General features: G+C 48.0%; 21 protein-coding genes. 13 read left to right on the top strand and 8 right to left on the bottom strand.

Annotated elements, in window-relative coordinates; all coding sequences use genetic code 11:
* Positions 1 to 106 precede the first annotated feature (106 nt).
* A complete protein-coding gene (locus tag AACQ84_RS03365) occupies positions 107 to 589 on the bottom strand; it encodes an MSMEG_0572/Sll0783 family nitrogen starvation response protein (RefSeq protein WP_012306292.1) in 483 nt (160 codons plus the stop codon).
* A gap of 403 nt (positions 590 to 992) precedes the next feature.
* Here AACQ84_RS03365 and AACQ84_RS03360 point away from each other — a divergent pair, with 403 nt between their 5' ends.
* From AACQ84_RS03360 to AACQ84_RS03350, 3 genes are all read left to right on the top strand, one after another.
* Positions 993 to 2,231, top strand: a complete 1,239-nt coding sequence (locus tag AACQ84_RS03360) for an MSMEG_0569 family flavin-dependent oxidoreductase (protein ID WP_012306291.1) — start codon at positions 993 to 995, stop codon at positions 2,229 to 2,231.
* 150 nt (positions 2,232 to 2,381) lie between these two features.
* Positions 2,382 to 2,654, top strand: a complete 273-nt coding sequence (locus tag AACQ84_RS03355) for a hypothetical protein (RefSeq protein WP_012306290.1) — start codon at positions 2,382 to 2,384, stop codon at positions 2,652 to 2,654.
* Positions 2,655 to 2,657: 3 nt separating this feature from the next.
* Positions 2,658 to 3,125: an HNH endonuclease gene (locus AACQ84_RS03350; protein ID WP_012306289.1), complete on the top strand. Its 468-nt coding sequence runs from the start codon at positions 2,658 to 2,660 to the stop codon at positions 3,123 to 3,125.
* On the opposite strand, the gene AACQ84_RS03345 is transcribed toward AACQ84_RS03350, so the two are convergent.
* The 5 genes from AACQ84_RS03345 to AACQ84_RS03325 form a co-directional block, all read right to left on the bottom strand.
* Positions 3,122 to 4,213, bottom strand: a complete 1,092-nt coding sequence (locus AACQ84_RS03345; RefSeq protein WP_012306288.1) for a LuxR C-terminal-related transcriptional regulator — start codon at positions 4,211 to 4,213, stop codon at positions 3,122 to 3,124. The genes AACQ84_RS03350 and AACQ84_RS03345 overlap by 4 nt on opposite strands.
* A gap of 234 nt (positions 4,214 to 4,447) precedes the next feature.
* Positions 4,448 to 4,843 carry a hypothetical protein gene (locus tag AACQ84_RS03340; RefSeq protein WP_012306287.1) on the bottom strand — a complete coding sequence of 132 codons (396 nt, stop codon included), beginning with the start codon at positions 4,841 to 4,843 and terminating at the stop codon, positions 4,448 to 4,450.
* Between the two features lie 85 nt (positions 4,844 to 4,928).
* A complete protein-coding gene (secF, locus tag AACQ84_RS03335; RefSeq protein WP_041443358.1) occupies positions 4,929 to 5,900 on the bottom strand; it encodes a protein translocase subunit SecF in 972 nt (323 codons plus the stop codon).
* A 32-nt stretch (positions 5,901 to 5,932) separates the two neighbouring features.
* On the bottom strand, positions 5,933 to 7,336 hold the full coding sequence (gene secD, locus AACQ84_RS03330) for a protein translocase subunit SecD (protein WP_012306285.1): 1,404 nt from the start codon (positions 7,334 to 7,336) through the stop codon (positions 5,933 to 5,935).
* Positions 7,337 to 7,376: 40 nt separating this feature from the next.
* Entirely contained in the window at positions 7,377 to 8,360 is a 984-nt protein-coding gene (locus AACQ84_RS03325; RefSeq protein WP_012306284.1) for an alpha-ketoacid dehydrogenase subunit beta, read from the bottom strand.
* A 368-nt stretch (positions 8,361 to 8,728) separates the two neighbouring features.
* On the opposite strand from AACQ84_RS03325, the gene AACQ84_RS03320 reads away from it, so the two are divergent.
* From AACQ84_RS03320 to AACQ84_RS03290, 7 genes are all read left to right on the top strand, one after another.
* Positions 8,729 to 9,205 carry an Hsp20/alpha crystallin family protein gene (locus tag AACQ84_RS03320; protein WP_012306283.1) on the top strand — a complete coding sequence of 159 codons (477 nt, stop codon included), beginning with the start codon at positions 8,729 to 8,731 and terminating at the stop codon, positions 9,203 to 9,205.
* 408 nt (positions 9,206 to 9,613) lie between these two features.
* Positions 9,614 to 10,843, top strand: a complete 1,230-nt coding sequence (locus tag AACQ84_RS03315; protein WP_041443356.1) for a hypothetical protein — start codon at positions 9,614 to 9,616, stop codon at positions 10,841 to 10,843.
* 93 nt (positions 10,844 to 10,936) lie between these two features.
* Complete coding sequence (ilvD, locus tag AACQ84_RS03310) at positions 10,937 to 12,622, top strand: dihydroxy-acid dehydratase (RefSeq protein ID WP_012306281.1); 1,686 nt, start codon at positions 10,937 to 10,939, stop codon at positions 12,620 to 12,622.
* Positions 12,623 to 12,717: 95 nt separating this feature from the next.
* A complete protein-coding gene (locus tag AACQ84_RS03305; RefSeq protein WP_012306280.1) occupies positions 12,718 to 13,581 on the top strand; it encodes a hypothetical protein in 864 nt (287 codons plus the stop codon).
* Positions 13,538 to 14,020: a Uma2 family endonuclease gene (locus tag AACQ84_RS03300; protein WP_012306279.1), complete on the top strand. Its 483-nt coding sequence runs from the start codon at positions 13,538 to 13,540 to the stop codon at positions 14,018 to 14,020. Before AACQ84_RS03305 ends, AACQ84_RS03300 begins: the two co-directional genes overlap by 44 nt.
* A 156-nt stretch (positions 14,021 to 14,176) precedes the next feature.
* The gene (gene mutL, locus AACQ84_RS03295; RefSeq protein ID WP_012306278.1) at positions 14,177 to 15,874 is read left to right on the top strand and encodes a DNA mismatch repair endonuclease MutL; all 1,698 of its coding nucleotides are present in this window, start codon (positions 14,177 to 14,179) and stop codon (positions 15,872 to 15,874) included.
* Positions 15,875 to 15,918: 44 nt separating this feature from the next.
* A complete protein-coding gene (locus AACQ84_RS03290) occupies positions 15,919 to 17,454 on the top strand; it encodes a bifunctional ADP-dependent NAD(P)H-hydrate dehydratase/NAD(P)H-hydrate epimerase (RefSeq protein ID WP_012306277.1) in 1,536 nt (511 codons plus the stop codon).
* 16 nt (positions 17,455 to 17,470) lie between these two features.
* On the opposite strand, the gene AACQ84_RS03285 is transcribed toward AACQ84_RS03290, so the two are convergent.
* Both AACQ84_RS03285 and AACQ84_RS03280 read right to left on the bottom strand, forming a co-directional pair.
* Positions 17,471 to 17,854, bottom strand: a complete 384-nt coding sequence (locus AACQ84_RS03285) for a DUF2358 domain-containing protein (RefSeq protein ID WP_012306276.1) — start codon at positions 17,852 to 17,854, stop codon at positions 17,471 to 17,473.
* Positions 17,855 to 17,869: 15 nt separating this feature from the next.
* Positions 17,870 to 18,601 (bottom strand): hypothetical protein, encoded by a 732-nt coding sequence (locus tag AACQ84_RS03280; RefSeq protein WP_143589366.1) that lies wholly within the window; start codon positions 18,599 to 18,601, stop codon positions 17,870 to 17,872.
* A 7-nt stretch (positions 18,602 to 18,608) separates the two neighbouring features.
* On the opposite strand from AACQ84_RS03280, the gene AACQ84_RS03275 reads away from it, so the two are divergent.
* From AACQ84_RS03275 to hemJ, 3 genes are all read left to right on the top strand, one after another.
* The gene (locus AACQ84_RS03275) at positions 18,609 to 18,755 is read left to right on the top strand and encodes a hypothetical protein (protein WP_156785464.1); all 147 of its coding nucleotides are present in this window, start codon (positions 18,609 to 18,611) and stop codon (positions 18,753 to 18,755) included.
* A gap of 53 nt (positions 18,756 to 18,808) precedes the next feature.
* The gene (locus tag AACQ84_RS03270) at positions 18,809 to 19,519 is read left to right on the top strand and encodes a hypothetical protein (RefSeq protein ID WP_012306274.1); all 711 of its coding nucleotides are present in this window, start codon (positions 18,809 to 18,811) and stop codon (positions 19,517 to 19,519) included.
* An 88-nt stretch (positions 19,520 to 19,607) separates the two neighbouring features.
* Positions 19,608 to 20,222 (top strand): protoporphyrinogen oxidase HemJ, encoded by a 615-nt coding sequence (hemJ, locus tag AACQ84_RS03265; RefSeq protein WP_012306273.1) that lies wholly within the window; start codon positions 19,608 to 19,610, stop codon positions 20,220 to 20,222.
* Positions 20,223 to 20,284 lie beyond the last annotated feature (62 nt).

Raw genomic sequence — 20,284 nt, 5'->3', positions numbered from 1 at the left:
CAAAACCCTTTTAAAAAATACTCGGAAGTTTTTAAAGAGTGCAAAAAAAATCTAAAAGTTGTTCTTGTGAACTCTTTGGAAATTTTCGGAAGTAAAACCTTTGTTTTTACATCGTCCAGGTGTCAAGGATAAATGCCCCTTCTTTGCGGTGCATTAAAATTAAATCCATCACATCTAAGGGATTAATCGGGCGGATACCAGGAATCAAAGAAGGTTCTCCGTGGCCATAAAGAGCTTGTAGTGCAAAACGACAGGCATAGACCTTTCCGCCAGATTCCATAATCTTAACCAGGCGATCATTCATGGCTAAGTGCCCCGGAAAACCTTCATCGCCGAGTTTTGGAAAGCCCCGCTGAACCCCCAGAGTTACCCCAGGGCCATAAAGTAGCACAGACGTTTCAAACCCTTTTTTGATGAGGCGACTTGCTTGTAATAAATTGACTAAACCAATGGAACCTTCAAAGGCTACTGTATGAAAGGTAATCAGTGCTTTTTCGCCGGGCTCTGCTTGGACATCAGGAAAAACTTTTTCTTCGTAATCCACAAGAAAGTCACCGGTCTGGTGGGCAGGAATTGTTACTTCAGGCATGGGAAATTTTCCTTTAGTTTTTAGGTTTTAATGGGTTGAGTTGTGCATTACTGTAAGGGGAGAATTCAAGGCGACCTGTATCATTGCTGACAAAAGGAGACCTTCTGTTTAAAGGAATAGTTTTTTGATTGAAAAGCCAATTTCTGGATTGTCTTTTTGGCTAGACTCAAGCTTGTTTGATAATAGCTATCTGAATGGTTTTGTCCTGATTAGAGGATAGTGATTGTGTCCTAAAAAGAACTATTGATTTTGCTAGGTTAGGCCACCAAAATAGCAGCTACTGGGTCGTAATTCATCGATCGCCTATGGGTAATCACAAACCGCTGGGATCGGTAACAACCCTTACAAGAAAAAGAATTGAGCGGGTTTACAGTTAAAGCAAATCCACTTAAGAGCAACGGCAATGCAGACCCATTACCCGGTAATAATTGTTGGGGGTGGCCAGGCAGGACTTGCCCTCAGCTATCTCCTCAAGCAAAACAATATTGACCACCTTATTTTTGAGAAACACAAAATTGGTCATGCGTGGCGTAATGAACGCTGGAATTCCTTTTGTTTAGTGACCCCCAATTGGCAATGTCGGCTCCCCGGTTTCCCCTATGCAGGGCCTGACCCTACTGGTTTCATGGCCAAGGAAGAGATTGTTTCTTATTTAGAAGCCTATGCCCGCTCTTTTAATCCGCCCATTCGAGAGGGGGTAACGGTTTCCAAGGTGAGTTCGGCTGGAACCAAGTTTGCAGTAAAAACATCTATCGGTAACTACACGGCTGATCAAGTGGCGATCGCCACAGGGGGATACCACGTTCCAAAAATTCCGCCCATCGCTGCCCAACTGCCGCGTGAGTTACAGCAAATCCATTCCGTACAGTACAAAAATCCCCAGGATCTTCCCGACGAAGTATTGATTGTGGGCACTGGCCAGTCGGGTTGTCAAATTGCTGAGGATCTTCATTTAGCAGGGAAAACAGTTCACCTTGTTACCGGTAGTGCGCCCCGAGCGCCGCGCCGTTATCGGGGCAAGGATGTGGTGGAGTGGCTCGAACGCATGGGTTATTACGACCTACCCATCGACCAGCATCCCCAAAAAGAAATGGTGCGTCATAAAACCAATCACTATGTCACAGGCCGGGATGGGGGCCGCGATATTGATCTGCGCCGCTTTGCCCAACAGGGAATGCACCTCTATGGTCGCTTGCAAAGTATTACCAGGCAGACTCTCCACTTTGGGAAAGATTTAAAACACAATTTAGATCAGGCTGATGCCACCGTGGTGCGCATTCAACGGAATATTGACAAATTCATTGCTGATAACAACATCACCGCTCCCCCAGAGGCCCATTATCAACCCGTCTGGGAGCCAGAATTAGAACCATCATCCCTCAACCTCAAAGAAACTAATATTGGTGCAGTTATTTGGGCGACGGGCTTTCGCTTAAACTTTAGTTGGATTGATCTCCCCATCTTTAATGAATTGGGAGAACCCTTACATGACCGAGGGGTAACCGCCGTGGATGGATTATATTTCCTTGGTTTGCCCTGGCTCTATACCTGGGGTTCTGGTCGTTTTTCCGGTGTCGCTCGTGATGCAGAATATTTGGCGACACAAATTACAGCAAGGCTTTTGGTTCCGGCTTCTGCTTAACAACCGAACGAACGATTATTAATCCGGTTTCAGTTGAAAGACGTTCATTAGGAATTCTAAACTTCCTCAATCAAATAAAAACCGAGTTCCTGACTTAGTGACGAGCAGTTTACTAAGTTATGATGATCATAGTTTTTCGATTTAAACATTATGGCTGCTTCTGCTTTTCCTGTGCTGCAACGTTTGTCGAATTCCATACCGCTTGATGGTGCTGTTCAGCTTGATTTGGTGGAAGGAGTTCTGATTTTTCGAGCTTCAGTACAGGTACAGGCGCGGGTTGAAGTTTTGTTGGAGAAGCAGCAGTCTGAAGGATTGACCGAGGCTGAGGAGGAGGAATTGGACTGTTATGAAGAAATTGATGATTATTTGAGTTTCGTGAATCGGACAGTTCGTAATGCTGCTGCTGGGAGCATGGTGGCATAGGAAATGGGTAGGTCTCCACTTCCAGAAAAAATTCAAAACAAAGTCAGAGAAAGGGCTAAGGGTCTATGTGAGTATTGTCATGGAGTGGAGTTATGGCAGTATGTTCGCTTCACGATTGATCATGTCATTCCACAGGCTCGGGGTGGTTCGGATGATGTGGACAATTTGGCATTAGCTTGTTTTAATTGCAATCGTAGAAAGTCAAGTTTCGTGACAGGAGTTGATCTGCTGTCAGGGGCGGAAGTTCGCTTGTTTAACCCGCGTTGTGATCGATGGGCTGATCATTTTGTTTGGGCAGAAGATGGAGTTATTTTGGTAGGTTTAACAGAAATTGGGCGGGCAACGATCGCCAGATTAGATATGAATCGGGAGCGCGTTCTGTTGATTCGGCAAGCGGATCGAGATGTTGGGCGACATCCTCCGAAATTGGATCGGCTGTTGGGGGATAGTGGAACTAGCGATCTCGTTTAAATCAGACCTTGTTTTGTGGCTTGGTAAATAGCTTGGTAGCGGTTTTTAGCTTGTAGTTTACTCAAGGTGCGGTTTAGGTGGAATTTTACGGTACTTTCACTGATGTGGAGCTGCTGGGCAATGTCGCGATCGCGTAGCCCTTTGGTGAGGAGCGCTAAAACTTGACGTTCCCGTTGGGATAGTGATTCTTTTGATTTGTAGACTTGGGTGGTCGCTCCATAGGGCAAAGTAAGGCGAATTTGGTGAACTGCTTCCTGGGCGTTGATCCCGACATCGCAGTTCCCCCCAAGGGTTTGTACGAAAAATTCAATGTCGGCAAAAGGCGATCGCCCTGTGTTTTTCGTCGGGGTAGGGGCGGCGATAATCCCTTCGAGACAAATTTCCGTATCACCGTAGATGAGTCGGCAATAGTGACAGTTGAATTGATTGAGAATTTCTACGGTTTTGATTAAGAGATAGGTCGAACTTGGTGTCAGAGGTCGTTCCGTACCAATCAAACTAAGCTGGCTGGTACTTAAAAGGCTGCCCAGGTGATCCGAGAGGGGGTGAGATTCTCTTGTCTGGCTTTTGCTGGGATCTTGGGGACTTTTTTGGGCGGCATCTAAGGCGATCGCCCCAGCCATACATAGCACCTGCAAAACCTCTAAAAATTCTGGTAAAAAAGTTTCATGGCTAAAGGCCGCTAACACACCAATAATTCGCTGTTGACTGGCAAGGGGATAACCCGCAAAACCTTGAATTCCGTTGGCGATCGCCCAGTCATGGTCTTTTACCCAAGCTTCTTCCGCCAGGTGATTACTCAGGAAAGGAATCCCATTTTTGGCAATTTTTCCGACCTTATAGGCGCCCATGGGAACCCGTGCAAAACTGCCATTAATATTTTCAGACAGACCCGATGAGGCCACCAACCGGAGCGATCGTTGATCTGGCTCAGTTAACCAAATTCGCGCAAAGACGCAATTAAAGTCTTTAATCAATGCTTCGGTTAAACGTTTGGCGATCAGCGTTGGTTCCAGACAACCGGAAATGCCCTGGGTAATGCGCTGAACCTTTTGCAAATCAACAATCAAGCAAGCAGAATCAAGCACGGCATCGGTAAACTAAGCACAAATTCTCTTTCTAGTTAACGCGAGCCAGCTCACCTACGTCAGTCAGTAGTGAACATTAGTACAGAAACCCGCAATTATCTGGAACTTTGGAGGAGATTAATCCAGAAAAGTTTCAGCGACTCGCTCTCCCAGAAGATCCGCTTTCAGTAATTTGGCGTATTTGCGAATGCTGGCTGTTTTTCTTTTGACACCCTATAGATGGCTGAAGTCAAACTATAAACGCCTTAGAAAAAACCAAAGCCAATGCTGCTGATTTCGGGTTAATTTTTCTGCCCATTGATTGAAACGATACTTTTCCCGTTGAGACCAGCCTTGGGTTAATTTCTGGCTATGCCAAACCAAAACAGCACAGGTATAGGCGACACAGATCGTCAAGGCAACGCTGGCCCAGTAATGGTAACCGAGGCTCAAGCGCACCACGGCCCAGGTGAGATGATCACGCCAGAGGGCAAATTCTCCCCGCAACGCCCAAACGCCGTAGCTCCCCAAGATCAGCCACAGCAAGGCGACCAATAGCCAACGCCAGAGGAAAGTGAACCGCACCAGCTTGCGGGCCAAGGGACTGAAATGATGGTCTGTTGGTGCTTCCTGAAGTTGGCGATCGCCCATATTTTTTCACCCTAAACATCTTTACCGAGTGGGTCAGGCCAAATCCTGGGATTGCCGCCGTTACCGGGAAGTTCCCCTGCAATGGCTAGGACAATTCTGTAACATTCACCGCTTCTTTGGTGACCGTGGGGGGTTGGCCATTACGGTTACGCCACCAGGCCAAGAGGGTACTGGCGACAAAAATACTAGAGTAAGAGCCGCAAATAAACCCAATAATCAAGGCGAGGGCAAAAAACTTGAGGGTCGAACCACCGAACAAAAAGATCGCCACCAGCGGCAATAGGGTGGTGAGGGTGGTATTGATCGAACGGCCCAGGGTTTGCTGGACGGAATGATCAACAACTTGATCGATGTTGTCTCCCTCGTCAGCCTTGAGATTCTCACGAACGCGGTCATAAATGACCACCGTATCATTCACAGAAAAACCAATAATCGTCAGTAGGGCCACGAGGAAAAGGCTATCTACTTCAACGCCCAACACCAGACCGAGTAGCGCAAAGACACCAGCCGTGACCAGCACATCATGGAACAATGCGGCGATCGCAAACAGCGCATAATCGAACTGAAAGCGGATACTCAAGTAGACAATAATCCCGAAAAAAGAAACCAGGAGGGCGAGCATCCCTTGGACAAACAATTCCCGACCAATGGTTGGCCCCACCGAGTCAATTTGGATCGTGCCAGGATCTAGGGCGCCCACTTCGGATTCTAGGGCGTCGAGCAAACGGCTGCGTTGATCCACATCGAGCTGCGGTGTCCGCACCGAAAACGTTGTCCGCTCTTGGCCCAAAATTTGCACCGTACTACTGCCGACCCCCTGGTTATTCACCACGTTTTGAATTGTCGCTGTTTCTAAAGGATCAGTACAGTTGCCAGCCACCGTACAGTCGAGGGCCACTTGGATTTTTGTGCCCCCAACAAAGTCGAGACTGGGTCGGAGGGGTGCTTGGAGTTGGTTGAAGGAAATGCCCATAAACAACACACTCGCAAGGATGGCGATCGCCGAGATGGACCACCAAAGGAGACGCTGTTTAATGACGCTAAATTTAAAAGTCATCGGGTTAACAACAGACTAGAGGGCAAAGGAAATTAGTTGGGGACTTTGGGCGCAAACAACTTGGGATTTTGGCGCACCGCCGGTAAGCCCAATACCGTTAACAGCAGTAAAGTGCGGCTGCAAGTCACTGCCGTAAACATACTCACTCCCACCCCGATCGCCAAGGTCAACGCAAAACCTTTTACCAAACCCGAACCCAAGAAAAAGAGGGCCGCACAGGCGATCAAAGTGGTGACATTACTGTCGAGAATGCTGGAGAAAGCGTTAAAAAATCCCGATTCCACGGCTCGGTATAGGGTATTCCCCTTATAGATTTCCTCCCGGGTGCGCTCAAAGATCAGCACATTTGCATCCACGGCCATACCAATACTGAGAATAAAACCAGCAATCCCCGGTAACGTCAGCGTAACCCCCACAAGGGAGTAGCAGGCCAAAGTGAGGAGGGTATAAACCACTAACGCCACATCTGCGATCAGCCCTGGCAAACGGTAATAGACTGCCACAAAGATCAACACCAGAATTAGGCCCGCAATCCCTGCATAGATACTTTGGCGAATGGAATCTTGGCCTAGGGTTGCCCCTACGGTACGGTTCTCGACCACAGCCACCGGGAAGGGTAACGACCCACCCCGAATCTGAATGGCGAGATCACTGGCGGTATCAATGTCAAAGTTGCCGGTAATGGTCACGTTCCCCCCGGCGATCCCTTGGGCAGTATATTCTGGGCCAACGGTGGGGGCGCTAAGGAGGGCATCATCTAAGAAAATGCCGACACTCCGGCCTGTACCAGCTAGACCTTTTGTGATTTCTGCAAAAAGTTCGGCCCCTTCACTATTGAAATTGAGAAAGACTTGCCAACTGTTGCCCGTTTGGGTGGGGGCAGGTTGGGCATTGGTGACGTATTCGCCGACTAGACCAACGGGTTCAAACAGAGCGAGAATCTCTTGATCGAGACTGTCAATATTGGTTTCTAATTCTTCGATCTCGGCATCGCTAGCGGCAGGGCTTGCACTGCCACGGAGACTGGTTAACTGGGCGTCGAGTTGGCGGCGGAGGGCGTACTTTTCTTGGAATTCGGCTTCAGTGCCAGGGTTTTGGGGCCGAAACTCGAGCTGAGCGGTGCCACCGAGAACTCGTTCAGCCTGCTCAGGATCTGTCACTCCAGGCAATTGCACGAGGATCCGGTCGTTCCCCACGAGTTGGGTGATGGGTTCGGCCACTCCTAGACCATTGATGCGATTTTCGATGACTCGCTTCACGGCAGCTGTATCATCGGCCTCAACGACGACTCCTTCGGCATTGGGTTGCACCTGGATCGTCAGTTGGGCACCACCTTTGAGATCCAGACCGAGCTGGAGGGGTAAGGTTGTCAAAATCGTGATGGCGATCGCCACCAAAAAAAGAATTGCAACTATGATTAACCGTTGTTTTTGCATGATGGATCTAGGAGGATGAACCGCAGTTGGTCGCTGGTGTTTAGACGTTCAGGGCCAACATATTTTGCACTGCTTCGACGATGTTGTCCGGTTGGACGATGGTGAGTCGCTCCAGGGTGCCGTTGTAGGGGGTGGGAATATCCTGGGACGAGAGACGCATTACGGGGGCATCTAATTCGTCAAACAGTTGCTCGTTGATCAAGGACATCACTTCCGCCGCAATCCCCGCCGTTTTCATACATTCTTCGACGATGATCACCCGGTGGGTTTTCTTCACGGATTTGGCGATCGCCTCCATGTCGATGGGCTTCAGGGAGATTAGATCAATTAATTCTGGATCGATACCTTGTTTTTCGAGGGTTTTAATCGCCTGGGTGCAATGGTGACGCATCCGCGAATAGGTCAAAATCGTCACATCTTTCCCTTCCCGCACCAACTCCGCCTTATCGAGGGGCAGCACATATTCCCCATCGGGCAAATTCTCTTTTAGGTTGTAGAGCAGCACGTGTTCAAAGAAAAGGACGGGGTTTTCGTCACGGATTGCCGCCTTTAATAAACCCTTGGCATTGTAAGGGGTAGAACAGGCCACGATCTTCAAGCCAGGGACAGCTTGGAAGTAGGCTTCTAGCCGCTGAGAGTGTTCTGCCCCCAACTGCCGACCGACACCTCCAGGCCCCCGGATCACCATTGGAATTGTGAAATTACCGCCGGATGTGTAGCGCAACATCCCAGCGTTATTGGAAATTTGGTTGAAGGCCAACAGCAAAAAGCCCATATTCATCCCTTCGATGATTGGCCGTAGCCCAGTCATGGCGGCGCCAACAGCCATCCCGGTGAAGCTGTTTTCTGCGATGGGTGTATCCAGAACGCGCAGGTCACCATATTTTTTCGCAAGATCCTTCGTTACCTTGTAGGAACCGCCGTAATGACCCACATCTTCGCCCATAACGAAGACAGTTTCGTCACGTGCCATCTCTTCATCGATAGCTTGACGCAGCGCATTAAAAAGTAAAGTTTCCGCCATATGAAATCGTTCTAAAACCTATCGCAGCAAGTGACATCGTATCATTCCTGAGCCTTTCTTGCGCCATCAATCTAGGTGGGATTGAAGCCGATATTTTTAGGGCTCTGGGGCCGGATTGAGAAACCCCATCGGCAGGGAGGCTCTGTCCGGTGGCGATCGCCTTTTGCGGGGGGAATGGCCAACCCGCCCCAATGGTGATCGAAAAACCCTTAAATTTTTCCTAAAAAAATGCAATTTGTAATCCCAAAAAAAACAGCAATTCTGCGGTAATTTCACCAAAAAAATACGGTTTTTGTCATCTACAAACCCCTTGAAGATAGTAGACAATAAAAATGTAGCAAGAAGTCGATTCTCTTAGGAGGTCATATATGTCTTTAGTACATTTCTCGCCGTTTTCTGAACTAGAAACAGTTCAGACCCAAATGAATCGCATTCTCGATGAACTTGCCGGCTGGCAAGGGGAAGGTCGCTCCCCCTGGCGTCCCTCTATCGAGCTACTCAATGGGGACGCAGAATTAACCTTAAAAGCCGCCCTTCCTGGCATTGCCGCTGACGATATCGATATTCAGTTGACCCGTGAATCAGTCCGCCTCTCCGGGGAATATAAATACGAAGAAGAAAAAGAAGATGAAGGCTGCTACCATTCTGAATTCCGCTATGGAAAATTTGACCGCACCATTGCGCTTCCGGTCGCCGTCGACCACGAAAATGCCACGGCAGAATTTAAAGATGGTATTCTTACCCTGAAGCTGCCCAAAGTTGTTCCCGCAGCGAAAAAAATTGTCAAACTACAACTGGGTAAAAGCCCCGAAACTCAAAAAGTTCTCGAAGAACCGACTGAATAGTTCACGGACTGTCATTTTCCATGACGCCGTCAAATCATAAACACTGTGCTGGCCCTCCCCAAATTTTCGGGGAGGCCATTGTTTTTTTGAGTAACTGACAGAGCCTGCGCCAATGTGAATTTACAATAAAGTTTGGCTATATATCTAAAGAAGCAATGAAGTATAAAGCTTTTCTTTGAATTGTCCAAGAAAGCAATGCTCAACAGACCTGGAACTTTATCATGGAGGTAGTCAAGAAAACTGGGGATTGCCGGGGGGAGAAACATCATGAAGCAACTGTTGCCACTGAACCACCTACGGCCGATCACGTCGAAATCGGTTCGCCGCAGCTCAAAGACTGACCCATCAGGGCGAGCCAATGTATCATCGGAAGAGACAGTACTGCAATCAACAGAGATGATGCCGGACATGACTCCAGGCCGTGATTTTGAAACCTCCTTAGCTCCCGTAGAATCATCGTTACCGAAGCCAGAAATCCCCCCGGAACAGGTCGTTTTTGATTTCTTTGCCCAAACGCTACAAACTGCTTCCCTTGATGAGTTCTTGGGGTTATTTCAAGGGTTTTTTGTTGGTTATGACACGGCCCAATGTCCAGAACCCCTGCAACAAGCAAGTTATCAGCTGATTATTGGCAATCGGCGCACGGGATTTATTGCGGTTCTTAAACGGTGTTGTTATCTATTTATCGAAACTTGCCTTAATCAAGAAAGCATCCAGCACATTACTCAACTGGCCCATTTGCTGTTGACGCCAACATCGCAGACGGGTGATGCGTCGTTGACCACAGAGCGATTTCAGGATTGGCTACGGGGATTTATTCAGAGTGAGGAATGTCGGGTCTTGCGGGTTTTAGCGCCTCCTAGTGAGACAAATCAACGGACTTGGGGCGATCGCTACGTGGGTTTTATGTTATTTGCCCAAGCGACAGATCCACAATCTTCCCCAGAACAACAACGGGCCTCTAAGCTGCTTTACCAACTATTTAATAACCGCTATCGTTACCGCTTGGTGATGTACCTGTCAACGAAGGGAAAAATGACAGCGACAGGGGAGGCCATTAAAAATCCTACCCTCATTGAAGATGTAACCCTGAATCTGATTCACCGTTTAGTGGTTAAAAAGCAGCCGAGTTACCCTGATATTGCCACGCAATTTTTAGCCCAGACAGATGAGCACACCTTTGTCACTTGGCAGCCCTATTTTGTTGATTATTTGTTTTGTGCCATGACTTCACCACGCCGTTTGAAGTGGCTGCCCGATAAGATTTTGCAACATCTGAAACAGTGTTATCCCGCAGGAGACAGTATCACCCTAGACCGGGCGCTGATTACTGATGTTTGCCGCAATTTGATCCATTACCTGCTCAATCCTGAACATTTGCAAGATTTATCCCATCCTCTGCCCGTTTTAATGATTCAGCGGGAATATTTAACCCACAGTATTTTGTTGTTGAAATTGGTATTGGTCGCGCCAGAAACCTATGGTGAACTGATGCAAGCCCTCAATCTTCTGCTCGGACAATATCAAGACCAGCCCAAGGCAGAGTGCCAGTGGCTCATGGGCTTTTTTGAGACGGTTCAGGTTATTTTGGCGTTGGTGCTGACGGCTCCCCAGTATTGCCCGGTTGTGCCTGAGTAGTCGTGGTTAACTTTAGGCCGTCCCTATCCAAAAGCTCGAAAAAAAAGGACAATAGAAAGGTTATTTTGATGTAAATCTTGATTTCTATTTGTTATGAGCGACAATCGACGTAGCCGGGTAGTCACCGAAGGTCATCAGCGGAGCCCAAACCGCGCCATGCTCCGGGCTGTGGGCTTTGGGGATGATGATTTTAGTAAACCAATTGTGGGCTTGGCGAATGGGTACAGTACGATTACGCCATGCAATATGGGAATCAATGACCTCGCCCAGCGAGCGGATAAGGCAATCCGGGAAGCGGGAGCGATGCCGCAGATGTTTGGGACGATCACCATTAGTGATGGGATCTCCATGGGTACGGAGGGGATGAAGTATTCTTTGGTTTCCCGTGATGTGATCGCTGACTCCATTGAGACGGCTTGTAATGGCCAAAGCATGGATGCGGTTCTCGCCATTGGCGGTTGTGATAAGAATATGCCGGGGGCAGTGTTGGCGATCGCCCGGATGAATATCCCCGCAATTTTTGTTTACGGTGGCACGATCAAACCCGGTCATTTAGACGGGGAAGATCTCACAGTTGTTAGTGCGTTCGAGGCTGTCGGTGAATTTAGCGCCGGAAAAATCGACGAGGAAAGATTATTAGCCGTTGAGAAAAATGCTTGTCCGGGGGCTGGCTCCTGTGGCGGGATGTACACGGCCAATACGATGTCCTCGGCTTTTGAGGCGATGGGGATCAGTTTGCCCTACTCCTCGACGATGGCCGCTGAAGATGAAGAAAAAGCTGTCAGTGCGGAAGAGTCGGCACGCGTTTTGGTCAATGCGATCAAGAAGCAGATTTTGCCGAAGGACATCCTCACGCGCAAGGCATTTGAAAACGCGATTTCCGTAATTATGGCCGTGGGCGGCTCGACAAATTCAGTCTTACATTTGTTGGCGATCGCCAATACTATCGGTGTGGATCTGACCATCGACGACTTTGAAACCATCCGCCAGCGCGTCCCCGTCATCTGTGACCTCAAGCCCTCTGGTCGCTACGTTGCCACCGATCTCCACAAGGCGGGCGGCATTCCCCAGGTGATGAAAATGCTCTTGGATCACGGTCTTCTCCATGGCGACTGTCTAACAATTACTGGCAAAACCGTCGCTGAAACCCTCGCCGATATTCCCAGCGAACCCTCTCCCGATCAGGATGTGATTCGTCCTTGGGATAAGCCAATGTACGAAAAAGGACACCTGGCGATCCTCAAGGGCAACTTGGCCGAAGAAGGTTCCGTGGCGAAAATTAGTGGCGTGAAAAATCCCCGGATCACTGGCCCCGCCCGCGTTTTTGAGTCCGAAGAAGAATGTCTCGATGCAATCCTGGCTGGCAAGATTGTTGCTGGTGATGTGGTGATTGTTCGTTACGAAGGGCCGAAGGGTGGCCCCGGGATGCGGGAAATGCTAGCGCCCACCTCCGCAATTATTGGCGCTGGTCTGGGCGATTCTGTCGGTCTGATCACCGATGGTCGTTTCTCTGGCGGAACCTATGGTCTCGTGGTCGGACACGTTGCCCCGGAAGCGTTTGTGGGTGGCAATATTGCCCTTGTGGAAGAAGGGGACAGCATCACCATCGATGCCCACGAAAAACTGTTGCAAATCAATGTTCCTGATGAGGAACTGGCAAAACGTCGCGCCGCTTGGAAACCCCGTGAACCCCGTTATAAGCGTGGTGTCCTTGGAAAGTATGCCAAGATTGTTTCCACCAGTAGTAAAGGTGCAGTGACAGATATCGATTTGTTTTAAATTAAAAGCGATATTTAAGCTTTACTTTATCCCTCTGTTGGCTATGCTGATAGGGGGTTATTTTTATAGTCTAGAAAAAAATATATTTAGTTATTATGGACATAAATAGAGCATCAGAAGACTTAGCTCAAAGAGTGAAAAAGTTTTTTCATTTCAGAGCAGATTTATGTGAAAATCTCCTTAAAAATGATTATTTTACAAATGGAAAAAACAGTTTGAATTTACCGCCTATAGAATATGACCCCTCATGTAATTTGCATACTGAAGCATATTCAATTGCTTGCACTGCAATTGATGGATTAAGTTATATCGAAAGTTGTTTGCTAAACTTTTCCAAAAAGAAAATGAAAAATGAAACTCGCTTTTGCCGCTTTCTAGAAGAGTATAGTGAATATCAACATTTACGTAGAGTTAGCACGCCATTTTTATCGTTCTCTTTAGAGAAAGAAAATACTGATGAAGTATTTAGAAGCAAACTCAAACGAGATTGGATTGACAAAAAGAGCTTGAATGAATCGCATAGGGTTTATGAGGATCCAGAAATTCAAGAACTAGTGAAGATTTATAATAATTTGTCTCAAAGAGATATCAAAAATCCACATGATATTTTCAAAAAATTCACTTATAGCGCATTGATTTATAAATATTATCGCTGCTCTTTTGTTCATGAGTATCAGGCTTCACCTTACACCGCATTATATAATGGGCTAAACAAAAACTTATCGATTCGTCAATTTAGCTGTGAAGTATATTCAGATGGTTCAAGTAAAAACATCGAAATTATTCCACAATTAGATCTTGGCTTAAAAATCCTTACCGACTGTCTGAGAAATGGAAGTCAAATAATTCATAATTTAATCATCCAAGAACAAATAGAAACAATACCAAATCGTCTCGATGATTTAATTAAAGTCAATGGTGCTATCTATCAAAAGCCGATGCCCAAAGGGGAAACATAGTCGTCTTCAGTTAAAACTCAGCAATCATATCAATGCTGTTACTGAAACAACTCAACTTGCCTATGCCTTTCCAGAATTGTGCTGTAGCTTTGGCGATCGCTCCATTGTTCCTGATATTGCGGTGTTTCAATGGTCACGCATCCCATTGGAAGCAGATGGCGAAGTCCCAGATAATTTTCTGCTGTGTCCAGATTGGACAATTGAAATTCTTTCCCCTGAACAAAGCCCTAACCGAGTCACTGGCAATATTTTGTACTGCTTAGAGCATGGCTGTCAGTTGGGGTGGCTTATTGATCCAGGCGATCGATCAATTCTAATTTTTCAGCCTAATCAACAACCACAACTGCTCACGCAAGAAGATGCACTCAAGATTCTACCGAATATTCCCTTAACCTTGACCGCCGCTGAGGTGTTTAGTTGGCTAAAAATGGGGTCATGATTATTTTCTGATGTTTGATTTGAAGATAAAATAGTTTTCCATAAAAATTTTCAACCTTCATCAAAAGTGAGTGCTAAGTTATTAAAGCCTGGTCTTAAATTACTGAGATCTTAGTCATAACTTGATCGTCAAAAATAAATAATTACTCAGCACTAAATGGCCAATATCAAACAACTCCCTAATGATGTCATCCAGTTAATTGCGGCTGGTGAAGTGATTGATTCCCTGGCAGCGGTGGTACGGGAGTTGGCAGAAAATGCCATTGATGCCGGGGCGACACGCATTAACATCGATATTCAGCCCCAACGTTGGCAAATTCGCGTTGTAGATAATGGTCAGGGAATGGATCTGGAGGATTTGCAACAGTGCGCCCTCCCCCACCGGACAAGTAAGATTGGCGATCGCCAAGATTTAGCCCACATCAAAAGCCTCGGATTCCGGGGGGAAGCCCTCCACAGCATTGCTCAGGTGGCGAAACTTACCATCGCCAGTTGTCAAGATGGACAACCCGGTTATCAACTCACAGTGCAGCAAAATCATGTTTCGGAACCACTCCTCAAGCCAATGGCCGTGGGAACGATGGTGACGGTGACAGACATTTTTCAGAATTTTCCGGTGCGACGCCATGCCTTACCGGCGATCGCCCAGCAGCTCAAAACCGCCCAGCAGATGATTTATCATTTGGCCCTAGGTCAGCCACAAATTACCTGGCAAGTCAACCAAAATAATCAGCCCTGGTTTGTCATTAGTGCAGGAAAAAATGCCCAGGAGATTTTGCCGCAACTGCTAAGATCAATTAGTATTCAAGACTTGATTTTTCAACGCTATCAAGCCACAGATTTTTTGACAGAAAATAATTCTGATTATGCAACAAGTTATTTGGAAGTAGTCCTCGGTTTACCAGACCGTTGTCACCGCCACCAGGCCGATTGGTTAAAGTTGGCAATTAACGGCAGAATTGTTAAATTTTCGGCTTTAGAACAGGCGATCATGAAAGGATTTAGTCGTACTCTTCCCCGCGATCGCCACCCCATCTGTTTTGTCCATCTCCATGTCCCACCAGAACACATCGACTGGAATCGTCATCCCGCAAAAAGCGAAATTTATCTACAACATCAAACCCTCTGGCAAGAGATTATTCCGCAGGCGATCGCCAAAGGTTTAAGCTTCAGCGAGGCTAATCTACCACGCTTAGAAAATCAGCGGGTTTTAAGTCTTATTCAAGCAGCAGAAAAAAAAGAGAACTATTCTATTGAGCCTCCCTCTGAACATTCAACGACAAGCGCATCAAATCCACACAAAAAAGTCTTAAAAGTCATTGGCCAAGCCCGCAATACTTATATCATTACGGAACATCCCGATGGCATCTGGCTAGTAGAGCAGCACATTGCCGACGAACGGGCAATTTATGAAGACTTATGCAAAAATTGGCAGCTTATTTCTCCGATTCAACCCGTGCTGCTAAATGACTTATCACCAAAACAAATAGAGCAACTAACAGACCAACTGGGTTTGGATCTCGAAATTTTTGGGGAAAATGTTTGGCGAGTCAATACGATTCCTCGGGCTTTGCAAGGCCATTCTGATCTAGAAGCTGCTTTACTAGAATTGAGTCGGGGGGGAGATCTTGAGGCCGCCCAAGTGGCGATCGCCTGCCGGACTGCTGTCCGTAATGGCACACCGCTAGATTTCCCGACCATGCAAACAATCATTGATCGCTGGCAACAGTGCGAAAACCCAAGTACCTGTCCCCACGGTCGACCCATTTATCTGGCCCTAGAAGAAACATCCCTTTATCGTTTTTTCCGTCGCCATTGGGTTTTGGGCAAGAGCCATGGCATTACCGAAAAATGAGTATTTTAAAAGTTAATTGACCCTTTACCGTTATCTAGAGAAAAATGCTTGAGCTTGACCAGATTTTTGTCACTGCTGCCCAAATGCAGCACCTTGAAACAGCAATTTTTAACCAAGGAATGCCGACCCCAGCTCTTATGGAAAAGGCGGCGGGGTTAATTGCCCAATATATTCAAAATCATTATCCTTTAAAAAATTATCGAAAAATTAGTGTTTTAGTGGGGCCTGGTCACAATGGTGGCGATGCCTTAGTTGTTGCACGGGAGTTATCTTTTGCAGGCTATAAATTATGCTTATTTCATCCCCTAGAAAAGCTAAAATTCCTCACCCAAAGCCACTGGGATTATGCACAATTTTTAGGAATTTCCCATACAAAAGATCTTGATATTTTTCTGGAAAGTCATTTGATCATTGATGGTTTATTTGGCTTTGGTTTAACGCGGCCGATTACGGGAGATTTAGGTTTATTAATCGATGAACTGAATGAATCAGGACGGCCCATTGTCAGTATTGATTTGCCTTCGGGGCTCCATACCGATACCGGGGCGGTGTTGGGTACAGCGATTCAAGCAACGGAAAGTCTCTGCTTAGGGCTTTGGAAACGGGCCTACGGCCAGGATGTTGCCACGCCTTATCTAGGTAAAGTTAACCGCCTTGATTTTGGTATTCCCTCCCATTTAATTGCAGAAACTTTATCCGCCAAAAATACGATTCAAGGCATTCCCCAAAGCTTGTTACAACGTTTGTTACCCCTGGGGCGATCGCCGTTAACCCACAAATACAAACAGGGCCATTTATTGCTCATTGGTGGCTCCCAAACTTATCTGGGAAGTGTGCTGCTGGCGGCTTTGGGGGCGCGAGCAACGGGGATTGGCATGCTCACCATTGCGGTGCCAGAATCCCTGAAATTATTGGTGGTGGCCCAACTGCCGGAAGCCTTGGTGCTTGGTTGCCCAGAAGATGAAACGGGGGCGATCGCCCAACTGCCAAGCCTAGACTTTTCCCGATACCAAGCGGTGGCCTGTGGCTGTGGTTTGACCCTTGCGGGGGCGACTAATTTAATGCCCGATCTCACGCCGCGGGAAGTGCCTCTAGTGTTAGACGCCGATGCCCTCAATTGGCTGGCCGAGGAAGATCTAGAAGTGCTTCAAAACCGCCATTTCCCCACAATTTTAACGCCCCATCTCGGCGAATTTAAGCGTCTATTTGCTGACCAAATCCCCATCACCGCCGACCGATTCCAGATGACCCAAAAGGCGGCCCAACTGACCGGGGCGATCGCCCTTTTGAAGGGGGCAAAAACTGTTATTGCCCGTCCCGATGGCGTGACCCATTGCATTACAGAAAGTACCCCAGCTTTAGCTAGAGGCGGTAGTGGCGATGTTCTCCTTGGTTTAATCGGTGGCCTTTTGGCCCAACATCCAGAAGCACCCTTAGAGGTCGCTACAGCAGCCGCTTGGTGGCACGCCCAGGCCGGAATTCGCGCCGCCCAGGCCAGAACTGTTGCCGGGGTTGATGGGGTCACGTTGGCGGAATTTCTCGTTGAAGTTTTACAGCAATGGCAAACAAAATCTGTCTGAGCGTAAAAGAAATAAGCTAGGGAGACGGTTGAAAAACTTGCAGCAAAATCTTTAGGGGCGGTTTTTGCCAGTAATCAATGTGGGAGACGATCAAGTTATCAGCGTTGATTTCCAAAAGACTATGGCCAGAAATGCGTAATCGGGGTTGCCAGGGCAGAGGACAGGTCATGGATAAAGTCCACTCGCTGCGGATGGTCTGTTGAGTTTGCTGGAGGTCGTGGAGTTCCAAGTGAATATCCCGAAACCAGCGCCCTAAAAAACCAATCATTTTTTGATAGCGATCGCGTCCCCGGAACTGATTGAGGGGGTCTTGGAAAAAAACATCGTCACTGTAAATGGCAAAGGTTTGATTCTGGGGGAATTTTTGGTAATCCTGGCGCAAGATATCGAGGAGATCCATCGGCAAAACCGGTAACTACTGGGTACTAATTTCAAGACGGGCTTGGCTGCTGGTTTCCGTTGTGTCTTCTGGGGGATCAGCGGCGGCTTGTTCACCATAGCCCACCACGAGCCAACGATAATCACCGGGGAGAGCCTCGGCCAGGTAAGTTTGGACGGCCTGGGCCTGCTGTTGGGCGAGGCTTGTTGCTTTGGTGGCATCCTCCCCAACTTGATAATTGCGAATGGTGATCGTTTGCCGCTCCTGTTGCTGGAGATCGATGGCGATCGCCCCTAGAATTTCGGCGGCATCGGCGGCGAGTTGCCCATCGGCACTAAATAGGGCATTGCTGGGCAGGGTGATTTTTAACGGTTCCGGAGTTTGCGAAGTCGTTGCGGGGGTCGCCTGGGGGTCAAAGGTGCTGGGATCAGCAGCGAGGAGTGTGGTCAAATTGGTGAGGCGATCGCCGAGATCCGCCTGTTGTTGACCCAGATCGAGTTCTGCCTCTAGTTGTTGGGTGCGCGCTTCGAGGACATCTAGTTGGGCCTGAATGCCCGCAATTTCTTGTTCGATGGCGGCCCGGTCTTCAGCCGATAATTCAGCAATGGTTTCGTTGAGGGTCGGCTTGGCGATTCCAGCAGAATTTGTCGCCCATAACCGTAAAAATAATGGCGGTTTTGGCTCGGCCCGTGGCATAAAATGACCCACCAGGATCCCCAAGGCGATCGCCCCGAAACCAGAACCCAGCAAAAGTGCTGTGCGGCCCAAGGTTGCGATGATCCATTTTGTTACAGAAAAGCGGGATTTCGTTGACGGTATTGGGGGGTGGGGTGAAGATGAACTCACAGTTGTCGTCGCCATCGGCACAATAATTTATCGCTATTCTAATGCCCTAGAGACCCCACCGCTCAGGTTTATGTAAACCATTTCCTGGCCGTTCTGTCCTTTTTTTGCCGCTCTTTCCCCCCTGAGATCATGTCCATCTCCACCGCCGACCCCCAGCTCATTACGGATCCACTCCACAGCCCTTTCCCTATCCCTTGGCAGTGGATTTTAGAGACCCAAGCTACGGTGGCCGCCGGGAACCAGAGTAGCGCCGATGTGTGTCGCAGTCCTGCCTTAAATAATGGTCGCCATCAGTACGCCGCCTACAGTCGTATCCAGTTAGCACTGCGCCCGCAACTCCAGGAAAGTCAGGTCACCAGTGTTTTATTTGTGGAAAATTTGCAAACAGGCATTTTAAGCACGGTAATGGCGCGATCGCCCCTCGCCCCCCAAGCATTTCAAGCAGTCGAAGGGAACGATGCTGCAGGTTTAATTTCGCTATTGATTCCCGTATCTTGGTCTGCCGATGGCCAAAGGCTCCTGGCGCGGCAGTTTGAAGGCTTTTTTAACAGTGGCGTGATGTCAGATTTTGCGGTGGTCTGGGATGCCAAAACCCAACGGAGTATCACCCTCCAACCCAATATCGAAGCCGAATATAGCCATGCCATTTTGTTGGGCTGGAGTGAGCAATATGCTGAGGATGTCCTATTCCAAACCGGGGTGATGGGGGAGGAAACCTGGCCCATTTGGCGGGTGAGTCCCAGTGGGGATACAAACCTTGCCAGGGAAAATCACGGCGTGGTCTACGGTGATCTCCTTTCTCCGGCTTGGTTTGGCAGTGACGGAGAATTTAACATTTAATGTCAACTTCGGAAAAAACTGCGGCGATCGCCCCCAGCCCCTTTTACACTGACTAAAAACGATATAAAGATTTTTATCGAAACTTGCTATGACACAGTTTTGGTCAGAGATTGCTCCCCAGGCCTATTTTTGGTTCAAGGCTTTCCATATTATTGGTGTGGTGGTTTGGTTTGCGGGGTTGTTTTACCTCGTGCGCCTTTTTGTCTACCATGCCGAAGCCGAAAAGGAACCCGAACCCGCCCGGAGCATCCTCAAAAAACAATATGAGTTGATGGAAAAGCGCCTCTACAACATCATTACCCAACCGGGAATGTTTGTGACTGTGGCCATGGCGATCGCCGTGATCAGTACTGAACCGGGGGTTCTAAAAGCCTGGTGGCTCCATGCGAAATTGGCCTTGGTTGTCCTGTTATTGGTCTACCATTTCTTCTGCGGGCGGATTATGCGTAAGCTGGCAGAAGGCACCTGCACCTGGACAGGTCAACAGTTCCGCGCCCTCAACGAAGCGCCGACCCTCCTGTTGGTAACCATTGTGATGTTGGCCGTGTTTAAAAATAGTTTGCCCCTCAATTGGACAGGGGGTTTAATTCTGGCGTTGATTGTTTTTATGGCCGCCGCAATCCAACTCTATGCGAAAAAACGTCGTAAGGATCAAGAAAAACTCCGGGAAGCCCAGAGCCAAGTGGCCACCTCTAATCCTTAAAATCAGCCCTTGATTTTGTGCGTTTAAACCAAGTAAAAGTCCCTGGATTCTGTCAAAAATCT

The sequence above is a fragment of the Picosynechococcus sp. PCC 7002 genome (assembly GCF_963860125.1).
Classification (GTDB): domain Bacteria; phylum Cyanobacteriota; class Cyanobacteriia; order Cyanobacteriales; family MRBY01; genus MRBY01.
The sequence above is the reverse complement of the archived record's forward strand: the minus strand, read 5'-3'. Positions and strand labels throughout refer to the sequence as shown.